General features: G+C 35.5%; 23 protein-coding genes. 17 read left to right on the forward strand and 6 right to left on the reverse strand.

From position 1 onward, the window contains the following. Positions 1-13: 13 nt before the first annotated feature. The 5 genes from O1A01_RS11495 (at position 14) to O1A01_RS11515 (ending at position 3,410) form a co-directional block, all read left to right on the forward strand. On the forward strand, positions 14-406 hold the full coding sequence (locus O1A01_RS11495) for a GntR family transcriptional regulator (protein ID WP_066420143.1): 393 nt from the start codon (positions 14-16) through the stop codon (positions 404-406). 12 nt (positions 407-418) lie between these two features. Continuing rightward, positions 419-1,288 carry an ABC transporter ATP-binding protein gene (locus O1A01_RS11500; protein WP_066420144.1) on the forward strand — a complete coding sequence of 290 codons (870 nt, stop codon included), beginning with the start codon at positions 419-421 and terminating at the stop codon, positions 1,286-1,288. A gap of 142 nt (positions 1,289-1,430) precedes the next feature. After that, complete coding sequence (pepV, locus tag O1A01_RS11505; RefSeq protein WP_066420146.1) at positions 1,431-2,852, forward strand: dipeptidase PepV; 1,422 nt, start codon at positions 1,431-1,433, stop codon at positions 2,850-2,852. Between the two features lie 6 nt (positions 2,853-2,858). Next, positions 2,859-3,062, forward strand: coding sequence for a hypothetical protein (locus O1A01_RS11510; RefSeq protein WP_066420147.1), 204 nt, complete (start codon positions 2,859-2,861; stop codon positions 3,060-3,062). A gap of 24 nt (positions 3,063-3,086) precedes the next feature. Next, positions 3,087-3,410, forward strand: coding sequence for an SCP2 sterol-binding domain-containing protein (locus O1A01_RS11515; RefSeq protein WP_066420150.1), 324 nt, complete (start codon positions 3,087-3,089; stop codon positions 3,408-3,410). A gap of 44 nt (positions 3,411-3,454) precedes the next feature. Here the strand turns inward: O1A01_RS11515 and O1A01_RS11520 are convergent, their stop codons facing one another. Both O1A01_RS11520 and O1A01_RS11525 read right to left on the reverse strand, forming a co-directional pair. Continuing rightward, a complete protein-coding gene (locus O1A01_RS11520; RefSeq protein WP_084380669.1) occupies positions 3,455-3,772 on the reverse strand; it encodes a CHY zinc finger protein in 318 nt (105 codons plus the stop codon). Between the two features lie 75 nt (positions 3,773-3,847). Further along, the gene (locus O1A01_RS11525; RefSeq protein ID WP_066420153.1) at positions 3,848-4,381 is read right to left on the reverse strand and encodes a GNAT family protein; all 534 of its coding nucleotides are present in this window, start codon (positions 4,379-4,381) and stop codon (positions 3,848-3,850) included. Positions 4,382-5,115: 734 nt separating this feature from the next. On the opposite strand from O1A01_RS11525, the gene O1A01_RS11530 reads away from it, so the two are divergent. Further along, complete coding sequence (locus O1A01_RS11530) at positions 5,116-6,168, forward strand: M42 family metallopeptidase (RefSeq protein ID WP_066420154.1); 1,053 nt, start codon at positions 5,116-5,118, stop codon at positions 6,166-6,168. A 187-nt stretch (positions 6,169-6,355) separates the two neighbouring features. Here the strand turns inward: O1A01_RS11530 and splB are convergent, their stop codons facing one another. After that, complete coding sequence (splB, locus tag O1A01_RS11535; RefSeq protein ID WP_066420156.1) at positions 6,356-7,384, reverse strand: spore photoproduct lyase; 1,029 nt, start codon at positions 7,382-7,384, stop codon at positions 6,356-6,358. A gap of 9 nt (positions 7,385-7,393) precedes the next feature. Next, positions 7,394-7,621, reverse strand: coding sequence for a transcriptional regulator SplA domain-containing protein (locus O1A01_RS11540; RefSeq protein WP_270066307.1), 228 nt, complete (start codon positions 7,619-7,621; stop codon positions 7,394-7,396). A gap of 129 nt (positions 7,622-7,750) precedes the next feature. Between O1A01_RS11540 and O1A01_RS11545 the strand changes: the two genes are divergently transcribed. From O1A01_RS11545 to O1A01_RS11560, 4 genes are all read left to right on the forward strand, one after another. After that, the gene (locus O1A01_RS11545) at positions 7,751-8,944 is read left to right on the forward strand and encodes an NAD(P)/FAD-dependent oxidoreductase (protein ID WP_270066308.1); all 1,194 of its coding nucleotides are present in this window, start codon (positions 7,751-7,753) and stop codon (positions 8,942-8,944) included. A gap of 156 nt (positions 8,945-9,100) precedes the next feature. Then, positions 9,101-10,690 (forward strand): malate synthase A, encoded by a 1,590-nt coding sequence (aceB, locus tag O1A01_RS11550; RefSeq protein ID WP_443081804.1) that lies wholly within the window; start codon positions 9,101-9,103, stop codon positions 10,688-10,690. 30 nt (positions 10,691-10,720) lie between these two features. Continuing rightward, the gene (gene aceA / locus O1A01_RS11555) at positions 10,721-12,001 is read left to right on the forward strand and encodes an isocitrate lyase (RefSeq protein WP_094366295.1); all 1,281 of its coding nucleotides are present in this window, start codon (positions 10,721-10,723) and stop codon (positions 11,999-12,001) included. Between the two features lie 627 nt (positions 12,002-12,628). Further along, on the forward strand, positions 12,629-13,030 hold the full coding sequence (locus O1A01_RS11560; protein WP_066420168.1) for a hypothetical protein: 402 nt from the start codon (positions 12,629-12,631) through the stop codon (positions 13,028-13,030). Between the two features lie 99 nt (positions 13,031-13,129). Here the strand turns inward: O1A01_RS11560 and O1A01_RS11565 are convergent, their stop codons facing one another. Beyond that, positions 13,130-13,576, reverse strand: coding sequence for a GNAT family N-acetyltransferase (locus tag O1A01_RS11565; RefSeq protein ID WP_066420170.1), 447 nt, complete (start codon positions 13,574-13,576; stop codon positions 13,130-13,132). Positions 13,577-13,721: 145 nt separating this feature from the next. On the opposite strand from O1A01_RS11565, the gene O1A01_RS11570 reads away from it, so the two are divergent. The 4 genes from O1A01_RS11570 (at position 13,722) to O1A01_RS11585 (ending at position 17,094) form a co-directional block, all read left to right on the forward strand. Further along, on the forward strand, positions 13,722-14,945 hold the full coding sequence (locus O1A01_RS11570) for an MFS transporter (protein WP_270066309.1): 1,224 nt from the start codon (positions 13,722-13,724) through the stop codon (positions 14,943-14,945). Between the two features lie 19 nt (positions 14,946-14,964). Further along, positions 14,965-15,693, forward strand: coding sequence for an urease accessory protein UreH domain-containing protein (locus O1A01_RS11575; RefSeq protein WP_066420173.1), 729 nt, complete (start codon positions 14,965-14,967; stop codon positions 15,691-15,693). A gap of 88 nt (positions 15,694-15,781) precedes the next feature. Continuing rightward, positions 15,782-15,961 carry a hypothetical protein gene (locus O1A01_RS11580; RefSeq protein ID WP_066420174.1) on the forward strand — a complete coding sequence of 60 codons (180 nt, stop codon included), beginning with the start codon at positions 15,782-15,784 and terminating at the stop codon, positions 15,959-15,961. A gap of 224 nt (positions 15,962-16,185) precedes the next feature. Continuing rightward, positions 16,186-17,094: a LysM peptidoglycan-binding and 3D domain-containing protein gene (locus tag O1A01_RS11585; protein WP_270066310.1), complete on the forward strand. Its 909-nt coding sequence runs from the start codon at positions 16,186-16,188 to the stop codon at positions 17,092-17,094. A 71-nt stretch (positions 17,095-17,165) separates the two neighbouring features. On the opposite strand, the gene O1A01_RS11590 is transcribed toward O1A01_RS11585, so the two are convergent. Beyond that, on the reverse strand, positions 17,166-17,759 hold the full coding sequence (locus tag O1A01_RS11590; protein ID WP_270066311.1) for a hypothetical protein: 594 nt from the start codon (positions 17,757-17,759) through the stop codon (positions 17,166-17,168). A gap of 103 nt (positions 17,760-17,862) precedes the next feature. On the opposite strand from O1A01_RS11590, the gene O1A01_RS11595 reads away from it, so the two are divergent. The 3 genes from O1A01_RS11595 (at position 17,863) to O1A01_RS11605 (ending at position 19,048) form a co-directional block, all read left to right on the forward strand. Further along, entirely contained in the window at positions 17,863-18,411 is a 549-nt protein-coding gene (locus O1A01_RS11595; protein ID WP_066420178.1) for a hypothetical protein, read from the forward strand. Between the two features lie 143 nt (positions 18,412-18,554). Beyond that, positions 18,555-18,785, forward strand: a complete 231-nt coding sequence (locus tag O1A01_RS11600; protein ID WP_270066312.1) for a hypothetical protein — start codon at positions 18,555-18,557, stop codon at positions 18,783-18,785. 113 nt (positions 18,786-18,898) lie between these two features. Continuing rightward, on the forward strand, positions 18,899-19,048 hold the full coding sequence (locus O1A01_RS11605) for a YflJ family protein (protein ID WP_084380671.1): 150 nt from the start codon (positions 18,899-18,901) through the stop codon (positions 19,046-19,048). Positions 19,049-19,061 lie beyond the last annotated feature (13 nt).

Consider the following 19,061-nt stretch of genomic DNA (forward strand, 5'->3'; position numbering starts at 1 on the left):
GGGAGGAGGGTGCATGGTGCTACCGATAAAAGTATCCGAAGAAAGTAGAGAACCAATTTATCATCAAATTGAAACACAAATACAAGCATTAATTGTTGGTGGTCAGTTACAACCTGGAACCCCACTTCCTTCTATTCGAGTATTGGCGAGTCATTTATCATGTAGTGTCATAACGACAAGGAGAGCTTATCATAATTTAGAAAACAGTGGATTCATTAAAACTGTACAAGGAAAGGGAACGTTCGTGCGAGAAATAGATACAATTCTAAAAGAAGAAGCAAAGAATAAGGTGTTATATGATGCTCTTCAAAAAGCTATTGAGCATGGAATACAGGTTGGTTGTACGAAAGATGAAATAATGACTATTTTTGAAGAAGTAATGAAAAATCATTTTAATAAAAATTAATGGAGGTACAAGATGACTACCTCAGCTCTAGAAATAAAAGGGTTAGAAAAACATTATAAAAAATTTAGTTTAGGTCCGCTTGATCTTCAAGTTGAAAAAGGAACAGTCGTAGCTTTGTTAGGAGGAAATGGATCTGGGAAAAGTACTTTGTTTCGTATCGTAATGAATATTCTTCAAAAGGATAAAGGATCCATTTCATTGCTAGGTAAAAATATGAAAGAAAATGAAGTGGAATCAAAACAGAAAGTTGGTTTTGTTGGTGATTTGTTAGAGCCGTTCGGCCATTTAACGATAAAGGAGTTAGCAAATCACATTTCCTATTGGTATCCAACTTGGGACGCCGACTACTTTCAATATTTATTAAGCCGATATAAAATGGACGGAAATGAAAAATATGGAAAATGTTCAAAAGGTACGAAAAAGAAAGCAGAATTTATTTTTTCTATTTCCCATCACCCCGAAATTTTATTGTTAGACGAACCGACCTCTGGTGTAGATGTTGTGTCGCAACGAAAAATGAAAGAAGACCTCACACTTTTTATGGAAAACGGCGAAAAAAGTATACTTTTATCAACACATATTATGGAGGAAGTAAAACAGCTATGTGATTACATTTATTTGTTAGATGAGGGGAAAATCGTTTATTCATTTGAAAAGGATGATATATACGATAGTTGGGCAAGGATATGGATAACGGAAATCCCAGAAAATTTAAAAGCTCATCCTAATATCGTACATGTAGCTCATGCACCATTACAAATTACTACGAACGATTTTCAACAAGTTCAACAGGAGTTAGAAAGTCATAATGTTACGATATCACATATTCAAAGGCTAACATTAGAAGAAGTAATCGAATATTTCGTTGAGAAGAATAATTAGTGTTACCGCGTATCCAAAACACAATAGGGGTACGCGTTTTTGTAATGATGAAAATTATTAACTAAAAATATTATATTCTACATTCAAAGAATGTTTGTAATCTTCTACTACGACGTGTAATTTAATAGTAGGAGGGGATGTTATGATAAATTGGTATGGCGAAGTATTAAGAAGAGAAGATATGCTAATGCAAGATTTAATAGGCTTATTAAAAATTGATAGTGTTAAAGATGAGACAACAAAATCGATAAACAATCCGATGGGGATAAAAGTAGGAAAAGCACTTGAGTACGTCTTAAATCTATCAGAAAACGCAGGTTTTCACACGAAAAATGTAGATGGGTACGCTGGCTATGCGCAGTACGGCAATAATGAAGAAGAGCAACATATTGGCTTATTGTGTCATGTAGATGTTGTTCCTGCAACCGGGAAGTGGACTACTCCACCATTCGAGCCGACCGTACGGGATGGAAAACTATTTGCACGTGGTGCTATTGATGATAAAGGTCCAACACTAGCGGCCTTTTACGGTTTGAAAATAGTGAAAGAACTAAATTTACCGCTGAAGAATAACGTACGAATTATATTTGGGACAGATGAAGAAAGTGGTATGAGCTGTATGAAGCATTATCGTGAAGTAGAAGCGATGCCTACGATCGGATTTGCTCCAGATGCGGATTTTCCTATCATTCATGCGGAAAAAGGTCAGTTAAATGTAAAAGTCGTACTAAAGGAAAAAGAAGTAAATCCATCTACAGTAGTACTTCTTTCGTTTCAATCTGGAAGTAGACCGAATATGGTACCTGAACGAGCTATAGCCATTGTAGAAGGTGTAGCGAACAACATCCAGCTTCATTATGAAAAGTTTTGTACAACGAACGGTGTAGAAGGTACAATAGAGAAGGATGGGGAACAAATACATATTACGCTCATAGGGAAGTCAGCACACGGTATGGAGCCACATAAAGGGAAAAATGCCGCGACTTTGTTAGCTAGCTTTTTAGAAACGCTTCCATTTGACGAGCAAGCTTCCACATTTTTATCTTTCTTATCCTGTTTGCATGAGGGGTATGATGGGAAAAGCTTAGCCATTTCGTATCATGACGAGATAACAGGACCATTAACCGTTAACCCAGGTGTTATTTCTTATGAAAAGTCAGGAGAAAAGGCTGTTCGCCTCAATATACGCTGTCCAGTATCTCTAGATTTTGAAGTAACGAAAAACAGATTACGAGAAGCAGTGAATACAAAAGGGTTCATGATTGAGGAATTGCGTGAATCACTACCACATCATGTTAGTGCTGATCATCCGATGATACAAACGCTTCAAACTGTGTATGAGGAAGAAATGAACGAAAAGGCAACATTGCTTTCTACTGGGGGGGCAACATACGCGCGATTTATGGAAAAAGGGGTAGCGTTTGGTATGTGCTTTCCTGGAAAAGAAATGACAGCCCATCAAGCAGATGAATATATCGAAATAGAAGATTTGCTAAAAGCAACTGCCATTTATGCACGTGCTATCTATGAGCTTGGAAATTTAGATTTGAAGAAGGGAGTGTAATAATACATGGCGAAAAGATATAAAGTGTTAGTAATTGTCGATACAGTTTTTGTCATCTTTTTGGCAATTGTTGCCTTTTATTATGGAACAGCTGATGCAATCGACTTTAGGTTTTGGTTAACGTTAGTTATTATGGGCTATGCTGCATTTCTATTAAGAAAAAACTATCGTAACTATCAAGAGGCATTAAAAAAAGAAGAAAATAACTAAGGTTAGACAAAGGGGAGAAGAGAAATGTCGGTAAAACAAGCCTTTGAAGACTTGCAGAAAAAAATGAATGAAAATCCAGAAGGAATCCAACGGTTGTCATCTGTATATCAATTTGATCTAACTGACGATGTAACGTATCAAATCGTCTTCAAAGAAGGACAAGTCTTTATATTAGAAGATGTAGAAAGAGAAGCAGATTGTACGCTACAACTTTCTTCTGGGGATGTTCTTAAATTTATCGATGGTAAATTGAACACTACAATGGCTTTCATGACTGGAAAGCTTAAAGTAAAAGGGGATATTACACTAGCACTAAAACTGCAATCCGCAATTGAAAAATATAGGTAAACACGAAAAAGAGCTTAAGTTCCCTTAAGCTCTTTTTATGTTGTTTATTTTTCAAAGTATAAATGGTAGTGAAAGCTACAGCCAGGATTAAAGTTTGCATTACAAAAAGGACAAACAGAACCTGATGACAAATATTGATTAATCGTTAATTGTTGCTTGCATTCTCCGCATAGAATAGCGAGTTCATTAAATTTATCTCGTGGCCAAACAGTGATAGGGTGATCTTCATGCTCTTCGTGGCAACTGTAACACGGATAGTATTTACCACAACAGTAAAACTTAATGGCGATAATATCTTTTTTCGAGTGCCAATGTATACACCTTGTTTTATTATCAACTAAGCTTCCATGTATGTTTGGCATGAAGTGCAGCTCCTTTCGTCTTTAGGCCAACAATTGTTACGAATACCTTAAGTGTAGAAGAAAAAGAGTCTTACATCAAGACTCTTCTGTAAAGGGTCGGCAAATAATTTCGCCACACTTGTTATGTTGATCTATATCAACTTCAAAGTTATGTTTTTCATAAAAATGAACTAATCGATCAACGTGGTCCCAATCTCTTTCGGCGATATCCCCTGTAATGTATTGGATGTTTTGCTCTTTCGCAACTTCTTTCAGGTGCTTCATACAAATGGAGCCGTATCCTTTATTTGTTGGACCTTTTATATCCCCGATAAAGATGGTGTCGTTGTCTTCATATTTTGCATGAATCGAGAAGTCCCATTCTCCTCTAAAAGCAGTGTCACATTCATATAACATGATTTTACAAGAATCTTCATCTTTTTCTTTATAGACAATTACCCAAGAATCTTCTTTCGTTTGATCAATGCCAATTACTTGCCATTTTCTTGCGATTTCTTTCATATTGTCCTGCATACGATACAATTGAAATTCGAGTTCTTCTAAGTCGCGCTTTAATTCTTCTTTATTTCTCGTATCCTCTTCTGCTAAAAATAAGCTTTGGAAGGACATATTTTCCACCTCAATCCCAGTTTATACAAACAGTTTCCTATTTTACTAGATAAATAGATATTATGCAAATTTTTTTAGTTTGTGAGTTGAAAATTGAAGTTAAATTTCACTTAAGATAAATATTATTTTAGGTTTTTTATTCATTGTGCGGATAGAAAGAGATGACTGGAGTGAGATAGTTAGGGGGGATTTAGTACGTAAAAAAAGTAAGCTACTGTTATGTAGCTTACTTTTTTGTAATGCAACGGTGCCTAGTGTATCGACATAGACTTTGTTGCTAATTCATAGTAACTTGCTTCCTCACAAGTATATATCAAATGTTTAATGTAAAATTTCCCATTGCCGCGGTAAAATTCCATGGTAGTTTTTCTTACTTAAACAACGTAAGCCCTACCTCTCATACGTCCTTACGGTTCCTAGACCGTGCCAGATCGATTAAGCTCTGTGAAAACTAGATGGAACGCCAGTGCATCCTTGTGAATCTTTTAGAGATAAAATAGATGTCATAACGTTCTTCCTTTCTATGATAGATCAAGTTACTAACGGCTTTTAGTAATGCTATTTGCATACCAAAACTGAAGCCAAGTATTTATTATACTACATGGAAATTATTTGTCAACTCTTTTCCTGTGTTGGTGTGAAATTATCTGTTCGGGAACAAACTATTATTAATTCTTGTTTTTCTGAAAATATAGTATACTAGTAATACATTTTGAAAATAGGAGTGTACATATATGAGTTTTCCAAATCCGAAAGAAACTTTTCAGTTAATTAAAGAATTAGTATCTATCCCAAGTCCGTCTGGAAACACGGAAAAAGTTATTTCATTCGTAGAAAATTACTTAAAAGAATATAACGTTGAAATGAAACGCAACCGCAAAGGTGGATTAATTGTAACAATTCCAGGTGTTAACGAAGCTGAACATCGTATGTTAACAGCGCATGTTGATACGTTAGGTGCAATGGTGAAAGAAGTAAAGTCAAATGGTCGCTTGAAACTTGCAATGATTGGTGGTTTTCGTTGGAATTCTGTTGAAGGGGAATATTGTGAAATTGAAACTTCCTCAGGAAAAACGTATACAGGTACCATTTTAATGCATCAAACGTCTGTCCATGTATATAAAAATGCTGGCGACGCTCCACGAAACGATGAGAATATCGAAGTTCGTATTGATGCAAAAGTGTCTAATGCGGAAGAAGTGCGTTCACTTGGTATCGAAGTAGGAGATTTTGTATCTTTTGACCCACGGGTACAAATTACAGAAAACGGTTATATTAAATCTCGTCATTTAGATGATAAAGCGAGTGTTGCTATTCTTTTACGTCTCATTAAATTTATCCAAACAGAAGGAGTTACTTTACCATATACAACCCATTTCTTAATTTCTAATAATGAAGAAATTGGATATGGTGGTAATTCTAATATTACACCTGAAACGGTCGAATATTTAGCTGTTGATATGGGGGCGTTAGGAGATGGACAATCTTCAGATGAGTATACGGTTTCTATTTGTGTAAAAGATGCTAGTGGTCCGTATCATTACGGTTTACGTAAACACTTAGTTCAATTGGCACAAGAAAACAACATTGATTACAAGGTAGATATTTATCCTTATTACGGATCGGATGCATCAGCGGCTATCCGCTCTGGACATGACATCGTACATGGCTTGATTGGTCCTGGAATTGAATCCTCTCATGCTTTCGAACGTACGCATGAAACGTCTATCGACAATACAGAAAAATTAATATTACAATACGTACAATCACCGTTAGTAAAATATTAATTAAAAACAGAGGATGGTACAAAAATTAAGTTGACCATGATAAAAATCGGCCTAACGCGGTTTTCCGGAGCGAGTAATTATTCACCCGTCCTATTTTTTGTTGGTTTTTACTTTGATAAAAATAGTTATGTCCCAACTTAAAAATAAAACGCAAGCCTGTTATCAAAGCAGACTTGCGTTTACTTATTTAAGTAAAATATTCAATCTTTGCCTGTGGAAAGTAAGACTGAATATACTCCGAAAGTGTATCTTTTAATTCATTCGCTTCATCTTTCGGGTAGATATATTTACCGATTCCATATTTACCCCATTTATACTGTCGTTTCGCTTCATCCAATTCTAATTTAGTCATCGGATAATTTTGTTGGATCACCCGTTTTGCTGGTTTTGTAAAGCGATGTTGAATGAGCTCAAAAGTTAAATTTTCAGTCGCGTGTTTCGGTAATTTTTCATAAAGCTTTTGAAACAGATTTTTATAGCCTTCTTGCCAACCTTCATGTATATAAATTGGTGCAACGATAAATCCGAGTGGATAATCTGCATTTGCCACTTTTTCCGCTGCCTCAATTCGTAAATCGAGCGGAGACGTCCCAGGTTCAAAGTTTTTTATAACGAAATCTGCATTAACACTAAAACGAAAACGTGTTTTTCCTTGATGATCCGCATCTAATAAATGGTCCACGTGATGAAACTTCGTCACGAAGCGTAGTAACCCTTCTTCTTTCTTACCGAAAAATTCAATCGTCTTTTTTAACGTATGTGTTAAATGGTCAATTCCGACAATATCTGACGTACAAGATGCTTCAAAACGAGTAGGTTCAGGTGCGCGTTCGGCCATATATTTTTCGGCCTGCTCAAAAATTTCGTCCACATTTACGTATGTACGAATATAAGGTTTACTCCCCATTGTAGTCTGTAAATAACAGTAATGACAATGTCCCATACAGCCAGTCGCCAATGGAATAGCGTATTCTGCAGAAGGTTTGGAAGTATCGAATTTTAACGTTTTACGAACACCAACTACTAACGTTGATTTCGCATTTCGATATTTTTGAAAATCGTTCTTACCAGGTAAATCACGTATTTGATTGTGGGACGTTGTTTCCCTAATTTCTAAACCCATTGCTTCGAATTTATTTTTTAATTCAACTCCTAATGGATATTCCAACGCTCTAGGTTCCATATAAACGAGTTGAGGAACAAATGGTCTCATAATTTTCTCCCCTTAAAAAGTGTCACCGAAATAATCGTTGTACACTGTTTCTGCTTCTTCTAGCGAAGTGTAATAAGCTAAGTCTTCTGTAATTGGATAAAACGTATTGTAAAGCGCTAGTGCTAATTCTCCACTATGAGGATCTTGTACAATAGTCGCTTCTTCAATCGTTGCCACGTTTTGTGTATGAGGATTGCGATAAAATATATAGATCGAATCTCCTTCATGTAGATTGTTCATACTTTTTCTTCACCTACTTCTAAATAATTCATAATGTTAGTTTTAAATATTCTTATCAATTTATACGATTGATGATTCCTGCAATTATTGGATATTACTATTAGGGAATAAGGGGGCATGTGTGAAGAGATGAATTTACAAACAGGAAAGCTATACTGGCCAACTACAATGGAAAACGAACCAATTTATAAAAGTTTATCAGAAGATATTGAATGTGATATTTGTATTATCGGTGCAGGTAGTTCGGGTGCACAACTTGCATATATGTTAAAAGATAGTGGTGCAAAAGTAGTAGTTGTTGATAAACGAACAGTTGGTGCAGGCAGTACGTCAACAAATACGGCACTAATTCAAATATTAGGAGACAAGACGACAACAGCGTTAGTTAATTCATTTGGAGAAAAAAATACAATACTACATTACCAGCTATGTCAAAAAGCGATTTCAGAAATTGAAAACACATGCCGCCTATTACCGATTGATCCAGAGTATAAGGTGCGTGATAGCCTTTATTTTGCTAGTACGAAAGAGGATTTACATGAGCTGGAAACAGACTATAACATGTTAAAAAAACACGGGTTTCAAGTAGATTGGTTAACAAAGTCACAAATTCGTGAAAGGTATCCATTTGAAAAAGAGGCAGCAATCTATTCCTATAATGATGGTGAAATGAATCCGTTAAAATACGTATATGGATTACTAGAAGCTTGTAAAGAAAGTGGTATTGAAATATATGAACATACCGAAATAGTTGGAAAGCGATTAGAAAAGGAAATGGCCTTTTTATATACAAAAGAAAAATACTGTATTAAAGCAAATTACGTTGTTTTTGCAGGTGGTTACGAAAATTTAGATATGAAAAAGGATAAAAATGCAGTGTTGGAAAGCTCTTACTCCATTGTGACGACGCCAATTACTGATTTATCCAGTTGGTACAAGCAAACATTAATATGGGAAACTGCTCGTCCGTATATTTATCTGAGGACGACGGCAGACAATCGTGTAATAATTGGTGGCTTAGATGAAACAACTTCCAATCCAGAAAAGCGGGATCAAAAAATAATTCATAAACGAGACTTACTGTTGGCCGAATTTCAGAAGTTATTCCCCAACATAGATGTACAAGCAGAGTTTTACCTCGGCGCTTTCTATGGTGGCACACATAATGGATTACCAATGATAAAAATGTATGAACAGTATCCTCGTTGTTTTTTCATTTTTGGTTACGGAGATAATGGTACAGTTTATAACCAGGTGTTGGGTAGAATAGTGAAAAACTTGATTGAAACAGGAAAAGACGAAAATTTATCGTTATATAATTAGGGGGAAACCTTGATATATCAAGGTTTTTTTACTTTTGTCAAAAAAAGTCGAAAGAATTTTCTAAAAAAACTATTTAATTTTGAATCATATGTGTTATATAATACATATGAATTAGTAATGGCTGTTTGATAACAGATTTGAATAGGAGGAGAGAAGTTGAAGGCAGAAACCGTTGGTGTAGAAGTAATTGGTCCAATGAATCGTCATTATGACACTGTACTAACAGAAGGAGCATTGCAATTTATTGAAAAGCTCCACATACAGTTTCAAGCAAAACGGAATCGCTTGCTATTAGAAAGAAAGGAAAGACAAAAACGATTAGATAGTGGGGAAAGGCTGCATTTCTTAACAGAAACAGATTATATTCGGACCGGTGACTGGACAGTAGGTTCTGTTCCGAAAGACTTAGAGGATCGTAGAGTAGAAATAACTGGACCTGTTGACCGCAAAATGATCATTCATGCATTAAACTCTGGTGCAAAAGTTTTTATGGCAGACTTTGAGGATGCGACAGCCCCAACTTGGAGTAATGTGATTGAAGGACAAATAAATTTAAAAGATGCTGTTCATCGTACAATAGATTTCGTGGCTGATAATGGAAAGGAATATAAGCTAAATAACAATATTGCAACGTTACTCGTTCGTCCGCGAGGATGGCATTTAGAGGAAAAACATGTAAGAGTAAACGGTGAAAAAGTGTCAGCAAGTCTTTTCGATTTTGGACTTTATTTTTATCATAACGCAAAAAAATTAATCGAAAATGGAAGTGGGCCATATTTTTATTTGCCAAAACTAGAAAGTCATTTAGAGGCAAGGCTTTGGAACGAAGTGTTCTGTGTTGCACAGAATGAATTAGGGATTGAACGTGGGACCATTAAAGCAACTGTACTTATAGAAACTATTACAGCTGCATTTGAAATGGATGAAATACTGTATGAATTGAAAGAACATGCGGCAGGTTTAAACTGCGGTCGCTGGGACTACATCTTTAGTTTCTTAAAAAAATTCCGTAATAAAGACGGCTTCTTTTTACCAGAACGTGGTTTAGTAACGATGACGGTTCCGTTCATGAGGGCATACACACAATTAGTTGTGCAAACTTGTCACCGACGAAATGCTCATGCAATTGGGGGGATGGCTGCGCAAATCCCGGTAAAGAACGATGAAGAGGCGAACAGTGCTGCTTTTGAAAAAGTTCGCCAAGATAAACTGCGCGAAGTGATGGACGGACATGATGGCACATGGGTTGCTCATCCTGCATTAGTTCCAGTTGCGATGGAAGTTTTTGATGAACATATGACAGGATCTAATCAAATTGAAAAGAAACGTGAAGATTTCACGGTAACAGCAGAAGAACTTCTCCAAGTACCAGTCGGAAAGATTACGGAAGCTGGACTTCGTCAAAACATACATGTAGGCATCGAATATATCGCTTCATGGATTGATGGTAGAGGAGCAGTTCCGATATTTCATTTAATGGAAGATGCAGCAACGGCAGAAATTTCTAGGGCACAACTATGGCAATGGATTCGCCAACCTTTAGCAATTTTAGAGGATGGTCGAAATATTGACGAAGCACTAGTGAGACTGTTTGTGGAAGAAGAAAAACAAGCAATCTTAAAGAAAGTTGGCCCGTCTCACTTTTCTGAAGGAAAATTAGATCAAGCAGTAGAGTTGTTTTTACAACTAGTAATAGAAGATGAATTTACAGAGTTTTTAACGTTACCTGCATACCGTTTATTATAATTTTAAAAAAAGGGGAGAAACGAAATGACAATGGAGAAAAGAGTAGCAGAATTAGAGGAAACTTGGGAATTACAAGAAAGATGGAATGGTGTAACTAGACCGTATTCGGCGGAAGAAGTATTAAAGTTAAGAGGATCAATTGATATTGAATATACGTTAGCGAAGCGAGGTTCAGAAAAGCTTTGGAAACTATTACAAGAAGAAGATTACGTAAACGCACTAGGAGCATTAACTGGTAATCAAGCAATTCAACAAGTGAAGGCTGGATTAAAAGCAATTTACTTAAGTGGATGGCAAGTTGCTGCAGATGCAAACCTTTCTGGACAAATGTATCCAGATCAAAGTTTATACCCAGCAAACAGTGTACCAAGTGTAGTGAAGCGTATTAACCAAGCGTTACAACGTGCGGACCAAATTCAACATTTAGAAGGAAGTGGCGATGTAGACTATTTTGCACCAATTGTAGCTGATGCTGAAGCAGGCTTTGGTGGACAATTAAATGTTTTTGAGCTAATGAAAGGCATGATTGAAGCAGGTGCTTCTGGTGTTCACTTTGAAGACCAATTATCCTCAGAGAAAAAATGTGGTCATTTAGGTGGAAAAGTATTATTACCAACGCAAACAGCTGTACGAAATTTAATTTCTGCACGTTTAGCTGCCGACGTTATGGGCGTACCGACAGTGTTAATAGCTAGAACAGATGCAGATGCAGCGGATTTAATTACGAGTGATATTGATCCAGTCGATGCGTCGTTTTTAACTGGCGAACGTACGACAGAAGGGTTTTTCCGTACAAAAGCAGGAATTGACCAAGCAATTGCACGCGGGTTAGCGTATGCTCCTTATGCAGATTTAATTTGGTGTGAAACGTCAGAACCGAATTTAGAGCAAGCGGAGAAGTTCGCAAAAGCAATTCATGAAAAATTCCCAGGAAAAATGTTAGCTTACAACTGTTCTCCATCGTTCAACTGGAAAGCGAAATTAGACGATGATACGATTGAAAACTTCCAAAAGAAAATTGCAGAATACGGCTATAAATTCCAATTTGTTACACTTGCTGGCTTCCATGCATTAAATTACAGTATGTTCGAATTAGCAAGAGGCTACAAAGAGCGTGGCATGGGTGCTTACTCCGAATTACAACAAAACGAGTTTGCAAGTGAAAAATATGGTTACACAGCAACACGCCACCAACGTGAAGTTGGAACAGGCTACTTTGATGAAGTAACAAAAGTAGTTACTGGCGGTACAGCTTCGACTCAAGCTTTAAAAGGGTCGACGGAAGAAGAGCAATTTTATAGCGTTAAGTAATGGAGAGAACAGGTGATAAATAAAACCGGTTTGGTGATAAATAAATGGGACCCGGTGATAAATAAAAAGGTCTTGGTGATAAATAAAACCGGTTTGGTGATAAATAAATGGGACCCGGTGATAAATAAAAAGGTCTTGGTGATAAATAAAACCGACACGGTGATAAATAAACAGCATTCAGTGATAAATAAAACCGGTTTGGTGATAAATAAACGGTATCCGGTGATAAATAAAGGGCACTCAGTGATAAATAAAGGGCACTCAGTGATAAATAAAACCAGTTTGGTGATAAATAAATGCCACGCGGTGATAAATAAAACCGTCTTGGTGATAAAAAAATGGCACTCGGTGATAAATAAAACCAGTTTCAAGTATAGTTGTAGCGTAAAAATGCGATGATTACACGAACATGATTAGAACAATTAACCATTATATATAATAGAAGAAACTCGGTCGTGCTCGATCCGAGTTTTTTTCTTGTCTTATGTTTAAAAATTAAACTTCCGATATAGAATATGAAACTATTTAAAAATGTAATCGTATAAGATAACTAACGAGGTTCACCTTGTCTTATGGACTCGCAAATAGTGAGTTTATTTCTTATTATATAAGTAAGGAGATGATAAAATGTGGAAGTTTTTAAATCATAGTAACAATATACATAACCTTACAATGAAAAATCTAGAGATGGGAATGAAAAAAATAGGGCTTAGCGCAAGCTTTGCAGCAGACATAGTTAGTTCTCTCCAAAGCAGGTTTAATAGTCAAGGAGAAGAGGCATTTCAAGAATGGCTAGCTAACCTACATTTCAAGCTCCCGGAAGAATTCCAAGATGAGCAAATAGCAAAACAACTGTACATAAAACATCAATCGATAATTGAATCGGAAGTGAAAAAGTTAGAGGAAGAAACGAAGCTTGGCTGGGAAATACAAACAGAAGATATTGAACATCTACATAATCAAGCTCGAAAAACACAACTAGTTATTAGGCATCGATTAACAGAAGTTGTGATGGATTTAACTGATTAAAGGGGGCAGTCAGATAGAAAAAAGCTCGCATTTGTAGTGAGCTTTTGTTTCTATTATTATAAATTCGTAATACATTGACTACATACTTTGGTAGGCGTGTTACTTTACTATATACTCCATTATTTCTTCTCCGTGGGCGATTATTCCTGTGCTAATAAAACCAATATTTTTATAAAAATTCATTGCTTGCTTGTTATCTGGTACAACCGAGAGTCGTATACGATAGCAAGTAGGGTCTTTTGCAAGGTTTTGAATTATTTCTTGCATTGCCTCTTTTCCATAACCTTTACGCTGATACTTTTCCCCAATCATAAAACGCGGAATCCAGAAACGATCCTCTTCCATTTCGTCGGGAATATTTTCGGTTGCTAAAAGTCCAACAACCTCTTCCTCCACCATAATTGCATATGGAATTAGATGTTCTTCTACATATGCCTCTGCAATTGTGTACATATTAGGTGCGATAAACTGCTCTTGATCTTTTGCCACTTTTAAATTAATACATTGTCGGAAATTAACGCTACTTACTTTTTCTAATCGAATCATTCTGTTACCCCCTTTGTACTTCTATTATAAAGTCAGAAAAAGGAAACTTAAATAAATATTTCGATATCTCTATCATTTCGTATTGCGAAATACTTATGTGAAGATTAAAATAATGAACATATAAGTATAAGGGAGATTAGCTAGGATGAAAAAGAAATACATATTATATACAAAGGCATTATCAGATTTTGGTTCATTTATGGATATCATTATTTTAAACGTACTTGTGTATACGGCGACGGGAAGCGCTGTATGGATGGCTGCTGTAATGGCTGCAAGAACGATAGGAGGAGTAGTAGCAAGCTTATTTTCAGGAATATTGGCAGATCGATATAATAGAAGAAAAATAATGATATATACGGACTTTATCCGTGCAGCAATCATTCTTCTCCTAATACCGTTTCCGGAACCAATCATGGTAGTATCGGTTGCCTTTCTCATCGGATTATTAAACACATGTTTTATGGTAAGCTTTAGTTCTGAAATACCACAAATATTTGGTCAAGATAAAATAGTAGAGACGAATTCACTCGTAGCAAGACTGACATCGATTAGTTTAGTAGTTGGCTTTATCGGGGCGGGGATTATAACGGAGCTATTAGGTACAAATGTGACATTATTGATTGATTCTTTAACATACATCTTTTCAGGATTAGTTTTACTAGCGGTTAAATGGGAAGCAGGTACAAAAACGTCCAAAAAGGTATTAAGCGGTGTAAAAAATAAACTAACTTCCATTTGGTTTGATATGAAAGAAGTATTTGCTTATTTAAAAGTAGCACCATTATTATTAATGGTGAACACGGTATTTTTAATTGGGGCTTTTGCAGGCAGTTCTCATAACCTAGGTATTCCACTATTGGCGGAAAGTATTTCATTCGAAAGACAAACGTTTTATTACGGAATGATTTGGGGAGTATGGGGCATTGGTTCCATTCTCGCAACATATACTTTACCAAAACTAAAAATCGTTAGAGATGATAGAATTTACTTTGTTTATTTTGTAGCTGAAATGTTCATGTCGGTAGGATTTATAACGTTTTTATCTAGTAATATACTATTTATCATTTTTCTTTTTGCATTTATTACCGGCATATTCGATGCGTCCTTTAACACGTTACATGCAAGCATTTTGCAGAAAGCAGATAATTCTATTAGGGGAAGAGTTTTTGGAGTAGGGATGCTCTTAAAATCGCTTGGGTTTGCGGTTGGATTTATTATTGCACCAGCAATTTTAGAGAAGTTCTCAATGGAAGTAATGGTGTGGATCATGCATGGATCGTTCATAACGGTAACACTCATAATTTTTATTATGGCGCTATTATTTTCGCATAAACAAAAGTTAAAAGCAGCGGTGAATGTATCTTAATATACAGGAGAGAAGTACTTTGTACCAACTATTAAGTGAAATAAGCCAATTTTTTAGTCAGCCGTTTTTACAACTGAGCCAGCAACTACAACACGTACCGATACTCTTTGTATTTTTACTAGGTGTCGTAGGTGCTCTTGTTCCTTGCCAAATTACTGGTAATGCAGGTGTCTTCTTTTTATATAGTAATCAAGCTGTCAAACAGAAACGAGTTTTCCTGCCATTGCTTTCGTTTACCGTCGGAAAGATAGTAGCTTTTACAATGTTAGGTGGAATTGTTTGGTTGTTTGGTAGAGAAATAGGGAGTGCGTTAACTCCGTATTTTCCGTTGTTAAGAAAATTAGTTGGACCTATGTTTCTATTAATCGGTTTGTTCTTTCTCGGAGTTTTTCGTTTGCGGTGGAATTGGACTAGTTTCGAGCTTTCAGAAAGAGTCAAGCGAATAAAGTTATTCGGACCTTTTTTATTAGGATTTACGATTTCACTCGCTTTTTGTCCGACTATGTTTGTACTATTCTTTTTAACGCTCATGCCTGTAGCGTTAGCCTCACCAGTTGGTTTTATTTATCCTGGGTTGTTCGCAATTGGGACAACTGTTCCATTGCTATTTTTCTTTATACTATTATGGCTGTTTGATGCAAAGAAACTAGTAAAGAAAAGTCGTAAGTTTGGAGTTGCTCTTCAACAGATTACTGGAATTATATTAATAGTGCTAGGAATATGGGAAATAATGACGTATTGGTTTTAATTTTTTTATTGAAATTTTAATGGAAGGAAGGAATGCTATACTGTAAGAGCGAAATTGTATTGTCAAAGCTACTTTGAGGAGTGATAGTATGGATTTCCAATTCCTTCTTCCAGTCATTAATTTATTTCTTGCTATGATTGTTATTATTATTTTGTTTGGACTATTTCGTAGAAGTGAAAGTAAGAAAAGTATCGGTACATTAATTCTTGTCATCATAATTATTATTATTTTCTTCGTGTTTATGGGTGTTATTAGTTTTTATCAGTAAGTGAAAGCGATTCTCTAGTGAGAGTCGTTTTTTTTCCTATTAAACCCTTTATTTAGGGGGGAGTTCACAAGGCTAGAAAAATAAGGAATGGTTATTACAAATCCTTTATCTTTCTGTTACTGATGTAACGGAATTGTTATTGGCTTGTTCTTTGTCTCCGGAATTTTCATGGTAACATAAAACTCGTTAGACAAACTTACATATGAAAGATGGAGGAAAAGAATATGAAAAAAGGCATCCTTTCATTTGTTTCAGCAGCTGCAATCGCTGGGGCATTTAGCTTTGTAGGAAGTGCATCTGCAGATGAAGTTACCGTACAAAAAGGTGATACACTTTGGGATATCGCCAATAAGCATCAAATTTCCGTAGAGGAATTGAAAGATTGGAACGATCTCTCCTCAAATATTATTCGACCAGAGGAAAGGTTAAAAGTTGCCCTTACAGAAAGCTATCATATACAAAAAGGAGATACACTATCCGAAATAGCTGAGAACTATAGTGGAATCTCGTGGCAAAGTCTACAAAAATGGAATTCTATTAAAAATGCAGACTTAATTTATGCTGGAGATACGTTAAAAGTGTATTTGAAAGGGAGTCCCAATGGATCTGACACACAGCAAAAAAAGGTTGAAACAGCAAAACCAAAAACAGATGAAACAGTTGCTTCAGAGCAAAAACACGAGGTGAAGGTAGAGGAGAAATCGAAAGTCGATAGTACTCCGACCGAACAACCAGTTCACGCTAATGAACAAAAACGTTCAGAAACTAATGCTGATCAAACAGAAAAGAAAGTGGAAGATACAGCTAAAGATGAAACAGGCAATAGTAGTGACAAAGAAGTTGTAAAAGAACTAACGATGGTTGCTACTGCGTATACAGCAACTTGTGAGGGCTGTTCTGGTATTACATCAACAGGTATTAACTTATTAGAAAACCCAGATATGAAAGTTATTTCGGTCGATCCTTCAGTCATTCCGTTAGGCTCAAAAGTATATGTAGAAGGCTACGGAGAAGCAATAGCTGGAGACACTGGTGGTGCAATTGTAGGTAACAAAATCGATATTTTCATACCCAAAAAACAAGATGCAATTAATTGGGGCGTAAAAGAAGTGAAAGTAAAGGTATATAAATAATGAGAAAAAAGGAACTCCTGACAAAAAATCGGGAGTTCCTTTTCTATTGACATAATAATTTAAGTATAAGGCTATTTTTCTATTTCTGACTCATATTTTTCTGATAAAACTTGAAGATCACTCGTCTCATATTTTTCCTCTAAGAGTGGAATAAGTTTTTCCCAGTATACTTGCTGTTCATACAAATCACGATCCCATTCAACAATCAATTGCTCGATCGTTAATCCGAGTGCTTCTGCAAATGCTTTTTGCTGAGGTATATCTTCTGATGTAACAACATTATTTTCAATCCACGTATTAACTTCTTCGTCTGTAAGAACGATATTATAAGTAGTACGAGCATGATCTTTCCAAACGGTTATGTACTCATAACGTTCAGTTGCACTTTGTAATGCTTCTTCTTTGGATAAATCTCGTTTATTCATTAATTTTTCGTCTCCGATTACACGAATTACCCATTTTTCCAAATTTGGATCGTCTATATCCATGTTTTTAACATTTTGTACAACATCTTGAAGGATAATTTTATATTCTTCATAATTTAAATCGGCGTTTAGGAATAGGTGTTCTAACGGTGCCGGTGTATTTTCTTCCAGCTCTGCTTGTTGACATGCTGATAAAACTATCGATACCACTAGGATAGCTATAAAAGATTTTAATCTCATCGTATCACTCCAATGTAATGCTACTAATTATAGTAAATTGGAATGGAACGATTGTCAAAACTTAAAGACTTTGAAACAATAACAATAGTATAGGAGGAGTACAGTGAAACTTAAAACGATTATTAAATATATATTTTTCATATTTATTATAGCGGTTATTCTTCATTTTCTAGATTTTAAAGAAGGAGGTAGATGGTTTTCATCTACTCAAATTACGAATATTCCTGATATTAAACATGAGGAGTATGAAGTTGATGTAGTATTTACAAAAGGAGAAAGAGAAAATGTGTTAGAGCAATTGAAACTCCAACATCATTACTTACAAAAAAATGTTGCCATTCATCCTGAACAATATAGAGATCTTATTACTTCAGATGGATGGAAAGAATTAAAAAGCACTGTTCATTGGTTAAAAACGTTTGGATTTGAAAGTGGTAGAGTGTTAAATGATATGGAAACAGCAGAAGCGCTCATTCATTTAGTGGAGCGAGATGGTGATTCGTTGTCATTAACGTATTTGAGTAGAATTTTCAATGACATTCATTTTTATTTAGTTGATTCGAATAATCAAGAGGTTTGGGGGATTACTCATGCATATGGCTCCAACCGCGAAATTAGAAGATTAAATAAATATATTGAAAAAAACTATTAAAATTGCTTAAAAGGATGGTCTTATGAAAAAAAGATCATCCTTTTTTCTTAGGGAATTATCGGAAAATTTGGTGAAATAAACAGGAATTATTAAAATAATGTTGAAATATATAATGTAGATTATTTTAAGGAGGGGAACGTCAGATGAAAATTACAGAATATATGGGAAATAAAGTTTGTACGATGGATGTAAAAATCGAAGGCTACAAAGTAAAGGTAGAGTTTATGTTTTCACCAAATCACCCAGAAATTCTCGATTGTAGTATTCGAATTGATGGAGACCCACCGTTGCCTCTACGTGCAAAAATTATGGAAATGGCAGAAAAAGAAACAGAAACTCAATTTCTAGCATTAAAGGAAAAAGCAATTAAATAAATTTACGAGATTCTAGTCCAAGACTGGAATCTTTTTTTCATATTAAGCATAGATTTGTAAAAAAACATAGTTTATTAAGTAGAGTTTAGAGAAAAGATGGAGGGGGAATTAGGATGGCACATTATGCTTCAAAAGGGTGGTATGTTCAGCAATTAAAGGAGAGAGGAATTAACTATCATCCAACTGATAAGAAAAAGCTAGAAACATACCGAGCTGCCATATTACAGAACTTCCTAAACGGCACTCCTTTAGGTGTTAGATGAAAGTGATGTCGAA

Origin of the sequence: Sutcliffiella sp. NC1, from assembly GCF_027594365.1 — a bacterium.
In the GTDB taxonomy this organism is placed as follows: domain Bacteria; phylum Bacillota; class Bacilli; order Bacillales; family Bacillaceae_I; genus Sutcliffiella; species Sutcliffiella cohnii.